We start from the raw sequence: 16,669 nt of genomic DNA, 5'->3' as shown, positions 1-16,669 counted from the left end.
TATCGTCTAAAAACTATCTTTACCTGCATAAACACGAGGTTTTATGCAGTCCTGGACCGAAATAAAGAACATTGAGAACCCCACCGAAGAACAACAATTGGAAGCTATCGGGCTTAACTGGTACGCAATCAGCTTAATTCAGAATCCGACAGAAAAGGTTCAAAAGGCTGCATTTGAAAAAAATGAGCAGGCCATTCTTTATGTGAAATGTGGCCCGTGCGAAGCTTTGAAGCAGTCGCTTAATGCCATGGACGAGGCTAAGTTCCTCGCCGCATTCAAGGCTGAACCGAACTTGCTCAAGTTTATTACGAATCCGGCTCTTCTCAAGGCGGCGGTGTCGCAGGACTGGCGCATTGTCCGTAAGATTGAAGGTGCTTCTGATGAACTTTGGGCCGAGGCCGTTCGTCAGAGTGCGGACGCTTTGAAATTTATTCACAATGCCGGCGAAAAGGTGCTTGTCGCTGCTGTGGAACGCGACTGGAAGTACATTCAAGAAATTGAAAATCCGACGGCTGCGGTTGTTGTGGCTGCGGTCAAGCAGGACTTCCATGCTTTTGAATACGTGAGCATCCGTCGCCGTACGGAACCGGTGCAGCTTGCCGCAGTGCGCGCGGATTGGCGCTGCATCCAGTACTTGCAGCGTGCAAGCGAGAATGTGCAGATGGAAGCGGTGCGTCAGTCCAAGGATGCACTCAAGCTTATCAAGAATCCGACTCCAGCCGTCAAGGAATTCTGTGCGTGATTGAACTTGATTCGGTGACATTCCGTTATCCGAAATCCACGGCAGATGCTCTGTCAAATATTTCTCTTAATATCCCGCAAGGGAGTTTCTTTGCGCTGGTTGGTCCTAATGGCGCTGGCAAGACAACTTTGTTGCGCTTGCTTTGCGGTCGCCTGGGATCATTCAAAGGCTCTGTCAAAATCGACGAAGCCTTGCGCAATTCTGCGGGATTCCTGAATGCCGAAAAGTACGGTGTGCTTCTTGAAAATCCAGGCGTTTATCCGAAGCTTTCCATCAAGGAATACCTCCAGTATTTTACGGGCTTTTATGGCTTTGGCGCAGAGGAATGGCGCGAAAATGGCGCGATGCTGGAGCGGTGCAAGTCTTTTGCTGAACGCCTCAAGTTGCCGCCTCTCGAAAAACGTTTGGAAACGCTCTCGCTCGGAAACCGCCAAAAAGTGCAAATTGTCCGTGCGCTTTTGCATAGTCCAAAGCTTTTGATTCTCGACGAGCCGGTCGCAAATCTCGATCCGATTTCAAGAGATACGGTCTGGCAACTGCTTGACGAATGGCGCAAAGAAGAAAACGGAACGGCGATTGTCTGCTCCCATGTGCTTGCCGAAATGGACCAGTGGGCAACGGATTACGCCATTATCGACTGCGGTCGCGTTCTGAAAAGTGGGCGAGTTGCCGATGTCGGAGCCGATACCCCTTCGTTTAAGATAAATGCAGCTGGCGCAACTCTAGAACAAATCCGCGCTGCCCTTGCCGCCGCCGGAATCTCCGCTGACGTTAATATCGAACGTACAAGCCTTTCAAAGCTTTATCGTTCAATCATTCAGTAAAATACTGGATCCCGTCGCAAATGTTTGTACGAGAAATAATGGATTCTCTCCTTTTGGTCGAGAATGACTGACTGAGAATGACTGCTCCTGGATGACCGTGGTATAATGCCGCTGCATTAGAACGCTTGCGACAGGTCAAATGCAAATCGGCTCCAGGTAAAGCCTTCGGATTTGTGCCAGTTGGTCAGCCCTTTCTTGAATGCATAATCTAGGCGGAATGTAAGGAACTGCCAGTGGTAACGGATTCCAAGTCCAAGGCTTCCGTCTTGCCTATCCTTGTAGTCGTCGTCCTTCATGTCCTTGACCATGGCCCAGTCGCAGAATTGCACGATTTGCCATTTGTTTAAGGATTTCCACGGGAGCGTCCAGCGGAGTTCCTCGTTGATGCGGTAATACATCGGCGTAAGTGCCGTGTTAATGACTTCTTTGCCATTTTCATCGGAGCTTGTGTAGCTTGCGTAAATGCTGCGGAAACGGAATCCGCGTACAGAACGGGAACCACCTTGATAAAATACACGGGCATCGTCTTCAATGCCTTTGTTGAAAAATCTTCCAATACTTCCGCTGAGTGCACCGTATAGAGTCCAGAAAAGCGGCGAGTATAGGTTCATGGTCGCTTCGCCATATGTGTAAAAGCGTCCGTCTTCGTAATCTGTTTTGTCGCTAAAGTTTGTTCCAAGACCTGCTGTAGGTGACACTCGGATGCCCTTTGTCGGGTTGAAGTAATCGTCAGTATAGTCAAATGTCAAGGCTATTTCGCCCTTGAGCTTGAAAAGCTTGTCTTCGTTTTTGCTCACGTATCGGGTATCGATCGTTCCACGGAATCTGATGTTATTCGTAATGCCGAAGGTTAAGTCCCCGCGGTTGATTATTTCGTAACGCTCTTCGACACTGTCTGGATATGCAGGTGGATTGATCTTTTCATGGTTGAATGAAAGGCGGTCTACAAAGCGGATGGCAGTCGGGATGAATGTAAATGCCGTACCGAATAAAAGCGGGTTTGCGTATCCAAGAGTGATTTCCTGTTTGTGTTGCGCAATCTGGATACTTGTCGAAAATTCATTGAACTTTCCAAAAAAGTTCTTGTGGTCTGCGTAAGCGAGTGCTCCAAAACCGTAAATTTCTTCAAAGAAAAATCCATAACGTGCTTCACCTGGCACACGTTCAATCACATCGAGATGGACGTCCGAAAGCCCGTCTGCACGAAGAGAATCGTTCAGCTTGACTTGGGTGAATAGCTGTGTAGAATAAAGCTTGCTTTTGAAGTTAAAGTATTGGTTACCGTCAATGACTTCTCCTTTAGGGATTCTCCAAAGCGATGAAAGCCATGCGGTATCCGAAAGCCCCTGTTCTGGTGCCGCTTTCTTGTCGTTCTTGTTAACGGCGCGCTGTGTCGTTGTGATGATGTTACCCATCAAAACTTTAGGGCCTGGCCTTACATTGATGATGACGTTGATTTTTTTTGCGGTGGTATCGACATGTTCTTCCGATGAAAGATAAACATGTAAATTACCTTGTTTGCGGTAGGCTTTCTGAATTTCCTGGAGATCTTCTGAAATGTCTTCTTGATTGTAATACTTGTGCTGTGAAATTTTTAGGGATTTCACGTCTACAGGGATGGGCTCGTCATCTTCGGAGACAATCTGGGCTTCATTAAATCGGTAGCAGTCGCCCTCTTTTACCGTAATCAGGTAATTGCGTTGCAGGCTTCCGTCAGAGCGTGGTTCGCGATTGATTTCAAGTTTTAAGTCAAGGCTGTAATAGCCACGAGAGTAATAAAGTGCTCGAACATTTTCTGATGACAGGCGCATCAAAAAATCTTGCTTGATCGTATCCAGTTGTCCAAATTCTTCGGGAATATCGAGCTGCTCGTTTAACTGAAAGTTCGAGAAGACCTTGTTTCCCTCAATGGATACAGACCATGGATGTTTTTCTTCGTTTTCTGCATACGAGAGCGCCGAAAATAACAATAATGCGCAAATCAATAAAATCATTTTGCATTCTCCATAGGTCTTTTTTCGACGGCGTTCTTTTCTTTACCGGGTTCCATTTCAGGAGTATCGTTCGGTTGGCGCATTGCTCTTGGCGGGCGTACCGTTTCGCAGCTGCCTATGCCCAAAATGCAAGGATTCCAGAATTTGTACGTATAATTGATACCGATGTTTTTTTCGACACGGTTTTCGTTGCTTTCTGTACCCGTGTTGGACATGTACTGCTTTGAAATGAGAAGCCCGTTCAAGGATAGCGATGGTGAAAGATGATTCTTGTGAGAGTATTCCTTATCCTGGAACACAGGAAGCGTGTATGTTGCGCCAAATTGTAAAGCCTGGTCGTAAGTCGGGTTCTGGCTTTGGTCTTGCGTATAGCCGAAAATGAGGCTCAAGTTTTTAACCCAGCGGTCCAGCGAAATTGGAACCTTGACGTATGAAGAATCCTTTTCGTTGCCAGAGTTGTCAAACAACATCACCTTCATGTCGATATCACCAATGTAGTCACCGCCTAGAGTCTTGTTGGCTGTTGAAGAAATAACCTTTCCAATTGCTTTGCCGGCGAGCTTGTTCCAGTCTGTTGATTCGCCTGATTCGTTTGCGATGCATCCGAGGAATATGTTGTAATAAGTCGCTGCAGCGGTAGATTCTGTTCCGCAGTTGGAACTTGGGTTAGGCTGAGGGTTAGTTATGGTGCCTTGAATGTCAAAGTTGATGGGACAGGTTTCTTTGTCTTTATCCTCGGGTTCGGAGCAATAGGGGAGTTCCTGTGAACTGGAAACATCGATGATGCCGTGCTGCCAGGGCACGTCGTTCCAGGAGATGCTGAAGGAATTGAGGTTGAATTCATAGAGATCCTTAACCCCGATGAATCCGTTATCTGCATTGGTGACATCCCCACGTAAAATAGGTCTTGTCGTTGTTCCGAGCACCCAGATGTCGAACGTGAGCGGGAAGGCCGCAAACGGCGTGATGATTTCGACAGAGTCGCTTTGAGAGTCGCTTATGTGGAACGACAGGTCGATAGGGCTTGATACGGATATCTTTGCCTCTGTCTTTTCCTTGCTGCGGAGGCTTGCAATTGCGTTGTTTAAGAGCGAAAGAATTTTATCCAGAGAACTTGGCGTGATTTCAATTTCTAGATCTTTTCTATAGACGAGCTTGTCTATGACGAAATTGCCGCTAATGCTCTTGTTCTTGATCTGTCGTTCTTGCGTGTGCGGAATATTAAGCGTAATGTCGCTTTTGCCTGTGAGTTTTGCGGTGCCGTATGTCTCATCCTGGAACGAATACTGGATCATGGGTATGTTTGCCACGAGGGACATCTGATCCGCAGAATCGACGAGATGGCTTTTTACATTCAGGATGGTTACAGTGTGGTTGTCTGTCTCGAGCGTGTATTTGTCTGTGCTGATGTCAATGGCGTCGAGATGCATGTTTTGCAAATCGTAGAGCAGCGTTCCGAAAACCAGGTCGCCGATTTCGTTTTGCGTTGAAACTTCGTTGATCGCAAGAATTCCGTCTTTCAGGTCGCCTCTCACGTGGATCGGGAAGTCTGTGGGAAGCGTTGAATATTTTACGATGGTGGAGTCTGACCAGATCTGGGCGGTGATTCCTTTCAGACCTTCGCGTAGCTTTGCCTGAACGTCGATTTTCATGTCGGTCTTTTCGATTTCGGCTCGCGTTTCTGGCAATAGCCATGTACCGCCAATGTTGACCGTCCCGAGAAAATCGAGATCGTTGTTGATTGTGCCGTTACCTTTGATGTATCCGCTATTGGGACTTATGTATGTAAGATCGACCTGTCTGTTGGGATCAAAAATGTCGTTTACGACGACATTGGCGTCTCCAGTCCAGACACCGTTTAAGATGTCGAAGTTGGTGAGAATCTCGATCTTGTTCTTTTGTGCGGACACGTTCAGCTGTTTGAGATTCAAGAGCTCGGACGGAATGTTCGTGAAACTCAGGTCCTTGAACTCGATATTTCCAAGCAGGCCGGAATCTTCTTCAAAGGAAATTTCGCCGTTAAAGCTGCCAGATGCAAGCGTCGTGTCTCCAAGCGGTTCCAGGAGAATTGGCAAGTTGAAGTCTTCTGCCGAAGCCCAGGCATGCAATACCTGTATGGGGAGCATGGCGGTCGGCTTGAAGTTTGGATTCGAATCGTTCGGCAAGATGAACGATCCTTGCATGGCGACTTTGTTACTGTTGTGAGTAAAGTTCGCTTTGTCGATAAAGACCGTGTCGCCCACTTCCCTGATTTTTGTGTGCCCGTGTAAGATAAACGGTTCCACGTTTCCGTCGATATCAAGTTCGGCCTCGCCGATTCTAGAATCAAGATTGTAGTCGATGGATCCTGTAACGGTTCCCTTAAGCTTGTCGCTGAGTTCGATGTCCGAGAACGGTATGGTCGATATTTCGGCATGGTCCGCCTGCGCCCATACGAGGAGCGAATCGCCAACGTGTACAACAGTTTCTGCCGAGCCGCCGTTCTTTTGTTTCAGACGCCAGGAGGTGTGGAGCGTGGGGTCGTGGTAATCGACATCGCCAGAAATGGCATATTCTTCGTTAGGTGTGTAGATCGTTGCCTTGGGGAATTCGATGTAGTCGCGATTGAGATCCAGAATAAGCTGTAGGCGGAGCGAGTCTGCCTTGAAATGGTAGGCGTTGATGATGGAATCGATCTTGACGTAGGCGCGTAATCTGTTGTTTTGATATGATCCGATTATCTTGGGGTTCTTGCCGATTTCGACGTTGCCCCTGACCCAGTCCAGTGCCCATGGTTCCATAGCGGAAAGGTTTGCTGCAAAGAAAACTTTGAGGCTATCCTTGGTCTTCACATGAGCCTTGACAATGGATCCTTCGCGGGTTTCAATCGAGGCGTCAATATCGTTTCCTGTCTTGGTAAGGGACTGGATGTCCATGTCCATTGGCATCATTTGCGGGCCGTACATGGCGCTCATGTTGGCAATTTCGCCAGAAAAGTCAAAGTCCAGTTTTTCGTCAATCGTTCCGTCCAGGCTGATTGAACCGCCTTCGTTGTTGTGGAAGAATGATTCGATATTCGTTTGTTTTGGCGAACCGTTGATTTTGATTGTCGCATAGAGCGGAAGGAACGGCCAGAACTCGCCGATGTGGGTCTTGAGAGTCAGGTTGTACTGTAGCGTCTTTTTGCTGAGCGAGGTCGAAACGCTGCCGTTTAAGCTCATGTTGCTTATCGAAGGGATGGATTTCGATAGCTTCATCGGGACCCAGTTCAGCGGATCCTTGACACTTATATTTGTAGAAGCCTTTAGCTGCGTGAGGTCTTTTTTGGGTGCAGAGGCGCTCAACGAAATGTGGTCGTTTGGCGTTTTGATATTTCCGTTGACAAGGATGTTCTTGTCGGCAAAGTCTGCATCAAGCTGTAGAGACGCCGGTTCCTTGATGTAGCTGCCTTCGATATTGTTTGCGCTGAGAGTGATGTTTCTTTGACCGATATTCTGGACTTGGATATTTTCCGCTTTCCAGTCCATATCTCCCATTTTAAAGTCAATTTTTCCGATATTGACCTTCACGGGGAACGGTATCCTCACATTGTCAGGAAATTCAATGGGTTCGATTTTTGAAGAATCCTTTTCTGTTTCGCTTGCGGCTGAATCCAGAACCTGGTTTGCGGACACTTCCTTTACATCGAGAATGATGCCCCTGTCGTCACCGAATGGCGTGATGTCCAGGTGAGGACCGCGTACCATGTATTTCGAAGGTCCTTTTTCCACGAGGATGGAATCGTAAAAATGGTCCAGGAGGTTGTTTTGACGGTGGCCGTAAGGGGTGATTGTGACATCGCCAAAAGTATGGGGGGATGAAAGTACTTCTTCGATGGCAAAATGCACATACCAGACGCCAAGAGCGATAGCGCCTACAATCGCCGTCATGACCGCGGCTTTAACTAGGAAAATCGAAAGTAAACTCTTCAAGTACCCTTAATATAGATAATGTTCATATCTGTAAATGGTTGCAGATATGGAACTTACGCTTGAAAGTACGCCAAATTTGCAAATTACGGTTTGTTTAGAATAAAGTATTTTGCCGATTGGCCGTTAGTCATTGGTCATTAGCCGTTGGTTCATGAATTTCTAAATCCTGAGTTAGGATTTCTTGCCATAAATACTATTAACTATTGACTATTAACTATTAGCTAATAACTAGTAACTACTAACTACTAACTACTAACTAAAAAATTGTTATATTCAAGCACACACATTTATGAGGACTTTATGAAAAAAGCTTTGCTTGCGATTTTCTCTTTCTGTACCCTTGTATTTACAGGATGTAACTCCATTGGCGAGAAGGATACCCTTGTGGCCAGGGTGAACGGAGAACCCATCTACAAGGAAGACTATGCCTTCATGATGCGTGTGGGCAATATTGTCCCGAATACAGAACAGATGAGAAAGGCTTCGGGTTCTCTCTTTAGCCGCAAAGCTCTTTATACGGTCGCTCTTCAAAAGAGTCCTGAACTTAAGGAGAAGCTTGCTAGCCACAATGTGGCTCTGGAAAACTACCTTTTGACGTTTGTTTATCAGCGCCTGTTCTCGATGGACCGCTTGATGTACAGCGATAATGAACTGGCTTTCTATTACGATAAGCATCGCGACCAGTTCCCGGATTCCCTTGCCTACATGAATCTCCGTGATAAGATCGCTGATGCAATGTATATCGAGTCTCATAAGGATTCCCTGAAATCCTTTGCGATGTTGCACAGGAATCTGGCCGATTCTACAGCTGAAGTTGAAATTACGGATGATATTAAGGAAAGTTTTGTCTCGGACCATCGCCAAAGGATTGTTCGCGAAACAGGTCCCGCTCTTTTGAAAAAGTTCAATATCCAGGAAACAAAGATTGAGATGCCATCGGCGGAAGAGTACTATAACCGTCATCCTGAACTTTACAATACCCCGATGGGCTATGTCGTCTATCACGTTGAATCGGCGGATTCCGCATCTCTTGCAAAGCGTTTCAAGGGCAAGAAAGTCGATCTCAACATGTTCAAGAAAATCGCATCCAAGTATAGCGAAAACAAAGAAACTAAGAAGGCAAAAGGTTATGTCGGCAAGGTCTTGCTCGGCCATTTGCTCCCGTATGGGATTGGCTTTGTTTCGAGAATGTTTATGGAATTTAATTCTCTGGAAGACGGTTCTATTTCTCCGATCATTCGTTCTGAATCGACGGGGCGTTACCATGTCTTTTATCGCGAATCCTTTGTTCCGCCAGTTCGTAAACCGTTTGATCGCGTTCGCAAGGTTATTGAACGGGATCTTGCTACGACTGCAAATTACGAACTCGACTCGAACTATGTGCTTGTAACGAAAAACGGTGAACCCGCCATTCGTGAAAAGGATGTTATTGCTGTATATGATGACAATTCGGCGATGCTCCGTTCCCGTAGATCTCATGACCAGATTGTTAATGCTCTTGCGCTTCAGCTTGCATTTGCTTCGGAAGCTCGTGAAGTGGGGCTTGACCATTCTTGGGAATACCGTGCGATGAAACGCCAGAGCGATGTGGATTACGTTATTAAGCTTTACAAACATAAAGTCCTTACTCGAGTCTCGGTTCCCGAAGATTCCCTCAAGGCTCTGTATGCACGGATGGGGAACCCGGCTCACCCGAATATGGGCTACGAAGAATCTCGTGCGGAATTGAGTGACTGGTTCGTAATTCCTGAAAATCTCATGAAGAGAACCTATTACTATGCAGAAGAAGATTATTTGCCGAAAACCTACGAAGAGGCAAAGAAGCAGGTGTTCGAATCGGCTTATCTGACATACCGTTCTGGTCGTTGGGACAAGGAAGTTGTGACGTCCTGGGGTACGGCCAAAGTGGATTTGTTTGCAGATAACATAACACTTTTACCGCAGGAATGGTCCGTTGATCTTGCTGTGAGATCTGCGGATTCCCTCTATGCGCAGGCCAAAAGTATTGAAAAGGCTTATCTCGCCTGGTCTGGAATCCGCGACCGCTATGTGGACATTGATTCTGTAGCCCGCAGGGCGACTTTTGAACTTGCTCATATCTTTAGCGACAGGGAAAATTTCAACGAAGCTCAGCGCGAATACAGGGCCTTCTACAAGACTTGGCCGGATTCTCCGGATGCCGAAAAGGCGATGTTCAGCCGTGGATTCATCTTGAACGAAAACCTGCACAAGGATGATGAAGCGCTTAAGGTCTTTGAAGAATTCAAGAAGCTCTACCCGAAGAGCGAACTCAATGAATCAGTGGACTGGCTCGTTCAGAACATCAAGAGCAACGGCAAACTCGCCGATGATTTGATGAAAAAAATCGCAGCCGAAGAGTAATTGAGTAGACAGTAGACGGTAGGAAGTAGACAGTTTTTTGTCTTTTTACTTCCTACTTCCTACTTCCTACTTCCTACTAAAATCTATATTTCTCACATCTTTAACTAAAAGGTACTACTATGGAAATGACATTTGCAATGATCAAGCCGAACGCAGTCAAGTCTGGCTTGGTTGGTCGTATTATCGATCGCTACATCAGTGCCGGTCTCTCTGTCTGCGCCGTCAAGATGCACCAGATGACCTCCGAAGATGCACGCGGTTTCTACGCTGAACACGTCGAAAAGCCGTTCTTCCCGGAACTCGAAGCCTACATGACCAAGGGCCCGTCCGTGATGCTTGCTCTCGGTGGCGAAAACGCAATTGCAAAGGTCCGCGCCATTAACGGTGCTACCAATCCGGCCAAGGCGGAACCGGGTACCCTCCGCTACGATTTTGCTCCTTCCATGACCGAAAACGTCGTTCACAGCTCCGATAGTTCGGCTTCTGCAGAACGCGAACTCGACTTCTGGTTCAAGAAGGAAGAACGCTACGCTTACGAAATGCCTTCTCTCAAGGCCTGCTGCGTCCTCTAATTTTTAACAATAAAACAATCCTTCTAAGGAGTAGACTCAAATGCAATGGATCATCAAGTATCTTACCTCGTCCATTGGTAAGAAGCAGATCATGGGATGCACAGGCGCCTTTCTGGCTCTGTTCATCTTTGGCCACATGTGTGGCAACTTCCAGCTCTTGAACTTCGACCAGGCTGCGGCACAGGCGTCTTACAACGCTTATACCGAATTCCTGACCGGATTCAACCCGCTCCACTTCCCGGTGAAGATGATTTACCTCGTCGAACTGGTACTCGTGGCTGCTTTCGCCATTCACATCTTCCTTGCTATCAAGTTGAAGATTGAAAACAAGAAGGCTCGTGGTGGAATCGAATACGAAGTCAACGCACGCAAGGGCAAGAAGACTTTCGCAACCTTCACCATGATCTGGTCTGGTCTCTTCATTCTCGGCTTCCTCATCCAGCACCTCATGATGCTCAAGTTCGGTGAGCACTATCTCTATGTGAACGACAAGGGCGAAATCATCCGCGACATGTGGCTCACCACGATCCAGATGTTTGCAAACCCGGGCTGGGCTGCATTCTATGTTGTTAGCATGTTCGTAATCGGCCTCCACCTCTTCCACGCCATCTCCTCTGCATTCCAGACGATGGGTATCGCTCACCAGAAGTGGACCCCGATTATCGATATCGCCGGTATCGTTTATAGCGTCGTCGTGGCACTTGGCTTCGGCATCACCGCTGTTGCCTCTTACTACCTCGCTAACCAGCCTGAAACCCAGGCTCTTATCGAAAAGTCCCGTAGTCTCCAGCCGCAGTACGAACAGCAGAAGAAGGCCAAGGCCGACAAGGCTGCTTTCGTCATTCCGTCTGTTGGCGAAGTACAAGTTTCTTTCAATATTGAAAAGTAAGGAGCCCACTAATGATTCTTGATTCTAAAATCCCCGGTGGTTCCATCGAAGAAAAGTGGACCAAGCACAAGTTCGAACTCAAGCTCGTGAACCCGGCTAACAAGCGTAAGTTCACAGTGATCGTCGTGGGTACTGGCCTTGCAGGTGCATCTGCTGCCGCATCCCTCGGTGAACTTGGTTACAATGTCAAGTCTTTCTGCATCCAGGATAGCCCGCGCCGTGCACACTCCATTGCTGCACAGGGCGGTATCAACGCTGCTAAGAACTACAAAAACGATGGCGACTCCGTTTATCGTTTGTTCTACGATACCGTTAAGGGTGGTGACTTCCGTGCTCGCGAAGCTAACGTGCACCGCTTGGCCGAAAACTCGAACCTCATCATCGACCAGTGCGTCGCTCAGGGCGTTCCGTTCGGTCGTGAATACGGTGGACTTTTGGACAACCGCTCTTTCGGTGGTACGCAGGTTTCCCGTACGTTCTACGCTCGTGGCCAGACGGGTCAGCAGCTCCTCCTCGGTGCATACCAGGCTCTCATGCGCCAGGTTGCCGCCGGTAAGGTCAAGATGTTCCCGCGTCGCGAAATGATGGACCTCGTCGTGATCGACGGCAAGGCACGCGGTATCATCGTCCGTAACCTCATCACTGGCGAACTCGAAAGCCACGTTGCAGACGCTGTCTGCCTTTGCACTGGTGGTTATGGTAACGTCTACTACCTCTCCACGAACGCTCAGGGTTCCAACGTCACGGCTGCATTCCGTGCATACAAGCGCGGCGCTCTCTTTGCAAACCCGTGCTACACGCAGATCCACCCGACCTGCATTCCGCGCCATGGCGACCTTCAGTCCAAGCTCACCTTGATGAGTGAATCTCTCCGTAACGACGGTCGTATCTGGGTTCCGCGCAAGGCTGGCGACACCCGTTCTCCGGACCAGATCCCGGAAGAAGATCGTTACTACTACCTCGAAGAAAAGTACCCGAGCTTCGGTAACCTCGTTCCGCGTGACGTGGCTTCCCGTAACGCCAAGCAGGTCTGCGATGCAGGTCTCGGCGTGGGTAACACCAAGCAGGCTGTGTACCTCGACTTCGCCGACGCTATCCAGCGTATGGGCGTTGCAGGCGTCTCTGCCAAGTACGGCAACCTCTTCCAGATGTACGAAAAGATCACAGACGAAGACCCGTACAAGGTCCCGATGCGTATCTTCCCGGCTATCCACTACACCATGGGTGGCCTCTGGGTTGACTATGATTTGATGTCCACCATCCCGGGCTGCTTCGTTCTCGGTGAAGCAAACTTCTCCGACCACGGTGCAAACCGCCTCGGTGCATCTGCTCTTATGCAGGGCCTCTCCGACGGTTACTTCGTGATTCCGTTCACCATCGGTGGTTACTTCGCAGGTACCAAGCTCGAAAAGGTCTCTGAATCCGATGCCGCTTTCGAAGACTGCAAGAAGCAGACCGAAGAACGCATCCACAAGCTCCTCTCCATCAAGGGTCACCGCACTGTTAACGATATCCATCGTGAACTCGGTAACATCATGTGGGAATACGTTGGCATGGCTCGTAACGAAGCCGGCCTCAAGACGGCTCTCGAAAAGATTCCGGCACTCCGTCAGGAATTCTGGGAAAACGTCAACGTGCTCGGCTCCGAAGGTTCCTTCAACCAGAACCTCGAACGTGCTGGCCGCGTTGCTGACTTCCTCGAATTCGCCGAAGTCCTCACTCTCGACGCTCTCCATCGTAAAGAATCTTGCGGTGGCCACTTCCGTGAAGAAAGCCAGACTCCGGAAGGCGAAGCAAAGCGCGATGACGAAAACTTCTGCTACGTCGGTGCTTGGGAATACAAGGGCGACGGTATCGCACCGGAACTCTCCAAGGAACCTCTTACCTTTGATAACGTCCACCTTGCTACTAGGAGCTACAAATAATGAGCGGACTGAATTTGACTTTGAAGATTTGGCGTCAGAAGGATGCCAAGACCAAGGGACAGTTCGAAACTGTCAAGATCAACGATGTTTCTCCGGACATGTCCTTCCTGGAAATGCTCGACATTGTGAACGAAGAACAGATGAAGCAGGGCAAGGAAGGCTTCGCTTTCGACCACGACTGCCGTGAAGGTATCTGTGGTATGTGCTCTCTCGTCATCAACGGTATGCCGCACGGTCCTGACCATGCAACGACTACCTGCCAGCTTCACATGCGCAAGTTCAAGGATGGCGATACCATCGTGATCGAACCGTGGCGCGCTGCCGCATTCCCGGTTATCCGTGACTGCGCTGTTGACCGTACCGCTTTCGACCGCATCATCGCTGCCGGTGGCTTTGTTTCTGTGAACACTGGTGCCGCTCCTGAAGCATCCACGATCCCGGTTCCGAAGGCTGATGCCGACCGTGCATTCGACGCTGCCGCTTGCATTGGTTGCGGTGCTTGCGTCGCTGCATGTAAGAACGCATCTGCTATGCTCTTCGTCTCCGCTAAGGTTTCTCACCTCAGCTTCTTGCCGCAGGGCAAGGTCGAAGCAAAGAAGCGCGTTTTGGCCATGGTCGCTCAGATGGACAAGGAAGGCTTCGGCAATTGCACGAACCTTTACGAATGCCAGGCTGCCTGCCCGAAGGGTATCACCGTCGATTACATCGCCAAGATGAACCGCGAATACCTCGGCGCCACCGTGACCTACGCCGAAAAGGTGTACGGCAAGGATTAATAAGTTCACTGAGCTTGCCGAAGTGAACTGAATAGTCGGTTCGGCAGGCTCACCGACCTTTCCTGTGTTATCCTGAGTGGAGGCGCGTAGCGCCGAAGTCGAAGGATCTAGTGCATTTAAAAAGGACCGCAGCGATGCGGCCCTTTTTTGTATGTAAACTGCAATCGTCCAAAATTCTCGGGAAAAGGTCAATTTTTCGGGAAATTCCCAAAAGAAGTTGTAGCTCGGTCACGCTTGCTTCGCCTTATAACAATTCGCTTTCCTATATTTTCATCAGAAAATAAACAAGGAATCTAAGATGAAAAAGATTTTTGCAATTCTTGCGACGGTAGCTTGCGCTGCTTTCCTTTCTGCTTGCAACGACCAGAAGTCCGAAACTAAGGCCGCTGCCGACGAATCCTTCAACAAGGTCAAGGCTGCTGGCGTGTTCGTGCTCGGCCTCGACGATTCCTTCCCGCCGATGGGTTTTCGCGATAAGGACAACAACATCGTGGGTTTCGATATCGACCTCGCGACTGAAGTTTGCGCTCGTCTGGGCATCAAGCTCAAAACGCAGCCGATTTCCTGGGATGCTAAGGAACAGGAACTGAACACCGGCAAGATTGACTGCATCTGGAACGGCATGAGCGTTGACTCTGCACGTGCTAAGGCCATGAACTTGAGCGATGCTTATCTCAAGAACCGCATGATTTTCACGGTGAAGGACAAGTCTCTTGCAAACCTCGCAGCTCTCGCTGGCAAGAAGATTGCCGTGCAGAACGGCTCTACCGCTCAGAAGCTTTTGGATGCTTCCGATGCTGGTAAGGCAGCCAAGGAAATCGTCCCGTTTGACGACAACCAGACAGCTCTCATGGATTTGGACAAGGGCGGTGTCGATGCCGTATTCCTCGATGAAATCGTTGCCAAGTACTGGATTGTCACGAACGCTAAGCCGTACATCGTCTTGGAAGAAGGCCTTTCCGACGAAGTCTACGCTGTGGGCTTCCGCAAGAAGGACCAGGCTCTCCGCGATTCCGTGAACAACGTCCTCGCTGCGATGAAGGCCGACGGCAAGTTCGCCGAAATCTCCGCCAAGTGGTTCGGCAAATAACGCTCGGCGCTCATTCCCATGTCTGACTTAAGCTCTTTACTCCCGATTCTCTGGGGCGGTTTCTGCACGACGCTCGCGATTTTCGCGCTCACGTTGTTGTTCTCGATTCCGCTCGGCTTGCTTGTAGCGGTTCTCAAGATGAGCCGCTACCGCATTGTGCGTTACCCGGTATCGTTCTACATCTCGGTGATGCGTGGCACTCCGCTACTTCTCCAGATTGTAGCGATCTACTTTGGCTCGTACTACTTGAGCGAATACACGGGAGTGGAGTTCTCGTTTGACCGCTTCCCGGCGGTGATTGTCGCGTTCTCGATAAACTACGCGGCTTACTTTGCCGAAATCTTCCGCGGTGGCATCCAGTCGATTCCGAAGGGGCAGTACGAGGCGGCTGCAATGCTTGGCCTTACGCGCGGTCAGACGTTTTACCGCATCATTCTTCCGCAGGTGGTCAAGCGCGTTGTACCTGCAAGTGCAAACGAAGTCATCACGCTTGTGAAGGATACTTCCTTGGCGCAGGTGATTGCCGTGACGGAACTTTTTGCGCTTGCGAAAAAGCAGCAGGCTGCTTACGCGAGCATTTATCCGTTGTTTGTGGCGGGCGTGTTCTACTACATCGCAAATTTGATTTTGAGCGTTGTCTTTGCTTACGTTGAACGTAAGTTGAATTACTACAAGTGAGGCGTGTCATGGATTCTCAAGTTCAGTCTGTTATTATCAATGACGCACCTCTAGATTCTTCTCCGATTCTCGAAGTCAAACATTTGAAGAAGTCCTTTGGCGACTTGCATGTGCTCAAGGACATTTCGTTTGATCTCAATGCGGGCGAGGTCCTTTCGATTATCGGTCCTTCCGGTTCCGGCAAGAGCACTCTCCTCCGTTGCCTCACGCAGCTCGAGACGTTTGAAGCGGGAGAGGTGCGTGTCGATGGCAAGGACATGGTCGTACCCGGTTCTTGCATTGGTGGTAAAATCAAGTACGCTCCTGCAAAGACTCTCCGTGACATTCGACTTTCTACGGGCCTTGTGTTCCAGAACTTTAACTTGTTCCCGCACTTGACCGTACTCCAGAACTTGACGCTTGCGCCGATCCGCGTACTCGGAGAAAATCGTGAAAAGGCCCGTGAGCTTGCCCGATTCCTGCTTAAGCAGATGGGGCTCGAAGGCAAGGAAAAGTCTTATCCGTGTGAACTTTCGGGCGGCCAGCAACAGCGCGTGTCCATTGCGCGGGCGCTTGCGTTAAAGCCTAAGATTCTCTTCTTTGATGAGCCGACGAGCGCATTGGACCCAGAACTCACGGGCGAAGTCCTCAAGATTATCAAGAAACTTGCTGAAGACCGCATGACGATGGTCATCGTGACGCACGAAATGGCTTTTGCACGTGATGTGGCGAACAAGATCATGTTCATGGACCAGGGCGTTGTCGTGGAACAGGGAACTCCTGATTTTGTGTTCAACCAGTCTCAGAACAAGCGCTTGAGTGCATTCCTGGAAAGATTTTCAAGAACATAATACATCCAAATTTGCCG

Annotated in this window: 12 protein-coding genes; 10 read left to right on the top strand and 2 right to left on the bottom strand. The window is 49.1% G+C overall.

Translation table 11 applies throughout. The features are described from left to right. The first annotated feature begins 43 nt into the window (after positions 1-43). Complete coding sequence (locus tag B7990_RS05775; RefSeq protein WP_088640078.1) at positions 44-742, top strand: hypothetical protein; 699 nt, start codon at positions 44-46, stop codon at positions 740-742. Further along, entirely contained in the window at positions 739-1,566 is an 828-nt protein-coding gene (locus tag B7990_RS05770) for an ABC transporter ATP-binding protein (RefSeq protein WP_088640077.1), read from the top strand. Before B7990_RS05775 ends, B7990_RS05770 begins: the two co-directional genes overlap by 4 nt. A 116-nt stretch (positions 1,567-1,682) precedes the next feature. Here the strand turns inward: B7990_RS05770 and B7990_RS05765 are convergent, their stop codons facing one another. After that, a complete protein-coding gene (locus B7990_RS05765; protein WP_088640076.1) occupies positions 1,683-3,560 on the bottom strand; it encodes a BamA/TamA family outer membrane protein in 1,878 nt (625 codons plus the stop codon). Next, the gene (locus tag B7990_RS05760; RefSeq protein WP_254917346.1) at positions 3,557-7,468 is read right to left on the bottom strand and encodes a hypothetical protein; all 3,912 of its coding nucleotides are present in this window, start codon (positions 7,466-7,468) and stop codon (positions 3,557-3,559) included. The genes B7990_RS05765 and B7990_RS05760 overlap by 4 nt, the downstream gene beginning before the upstream one ends. A 342-nt stretch (positions 7,469-7,810) precedes the next feature. Between B7990_RS05760 and B7990_RS05755 the strand changes: the two genes are divergently transcribed. The 8 genes from B7990_RS05755 to B7990_RS05720 all read left to right on the top strand — a co-directional run bounded on the left by B7990_RS05755 (position 7,811) and on the right by B7990_RS05720 (position 16,652). Next, positions 7,811-9,892, top strand: a complete 2,082-nt coding sequence (locus B7990_RS05755; RefSeq protein ID WP_088640075.1) for a peptidyl-prolyl cis-trans isomerase — start codon at positions 7,811-7,813, stop codon at positions 9,890-9,892. A gap of 119 nt (positions 9,893-10,011) precedes the next feature. Continuing rightward, the gene (gene ndk, locus B7990_RS05750; protein ID WP_088640074.1) at positions 10,012-10,464 is read left to right on the top strand and encodes a nucleoside-diphosphate kinase; all 453 of its coding nucleotides are present in this window, start codon (positions 10,012-10,014) and stop codon (positions 10,462-10,464) included. Between the two features lie 40 nt (positions 10,465-10,504). Then, the gene (locus B7990_RS05745) at positions 10,505-11,353 is read left to right on the top strand and encodes a succinate dehydrogenase cytochrome b subunit (protein WP_088640073.1); all 849 of its coding nucleotides are present in this window, start codon (positions 10,505-10,507) and stop codon (positions 11,351-11,353) included. Between the two features lie 11 nt (positions 11,354-11,364). Continuing rightward, positions 11,365-13,278 (top strand): fumarate reductase/succinate dehydrogenase flavoprotein subunit, encoded by a 1,914-nt coding sequence (locus tag B7990_RS05740; RefSeq protein ID WP_088640072.1) that lies wholly within the window; start codon positions 11,365-11,367, stop codon positions 13,276-13,278. Further along, on the top strand, positions 13,278-14,054 hold the full coding sequence (locus B7990_RS05735) for a succinate dehydrogenase/fumarate reductase iron-sulfur subunit (protein ID WP_072811006.1): 777 nt from the start codon (positions 13,278-13,280) through the stop codon (positions 14,052-14,054). Before B7990_RS05740 ends, B7990_RS05735 begins: the two co-directional genes overlap by 1 nt. A 298-nt stretch (positions 14,055-14,352) precedes the next feature. Next, complete coding sequence (locus tag B7990_RS05730) at positions 14,353-15,144, top strand: amino acid ABC transporter substrate-binding protein (protein WP_088640071.1); 792 nt, start codon at positions 14,353-14,355, stop codon at positions 15,142-15,144. Between the two features lie 18 nt (positions 15,145-15,162). Further along, positions 15,163-15,822 (top strand): amino acid ABC transporter permease, encoded by a 660-nt coding sequence (locus tag B7990_RS05725; RefSeq protein ID WP_088640070.1) that lies wholly within the window; start codon positions 15,163-15,165, stop codon positions 15,820-15,822. An 8-nt stretch (positions 15,823-15,830) separates the two neighbouring features. Next, a complete protein-coding gene (locus B7990_RS05720) occupies positions 15,831-16,652 on the top strand; it encodes an amino acid ABC transporter ATP-binding protein (protein ID WP_088640069.1) in 822 nt (273 codons plus the stop codon). Positions 16,653-16,669 lie beyond the last annotated feature (17 nt).

Origin of the sequence: Fibrobacter sp. UWB4, from assembly GCF_002210345.1 — a bacterium.
Taxonomy (GTDB): Bacteria; Fibrobacterota; Fibrobacteria; order Fibrobacterales; family Fibrobacteraceae; genus Fibrobacter.
The sequence above is the reverse complement of the archived record's forward strand: the minus strand, read 5'-3'. Positions and strand labels throughout refer to the sequence as shown.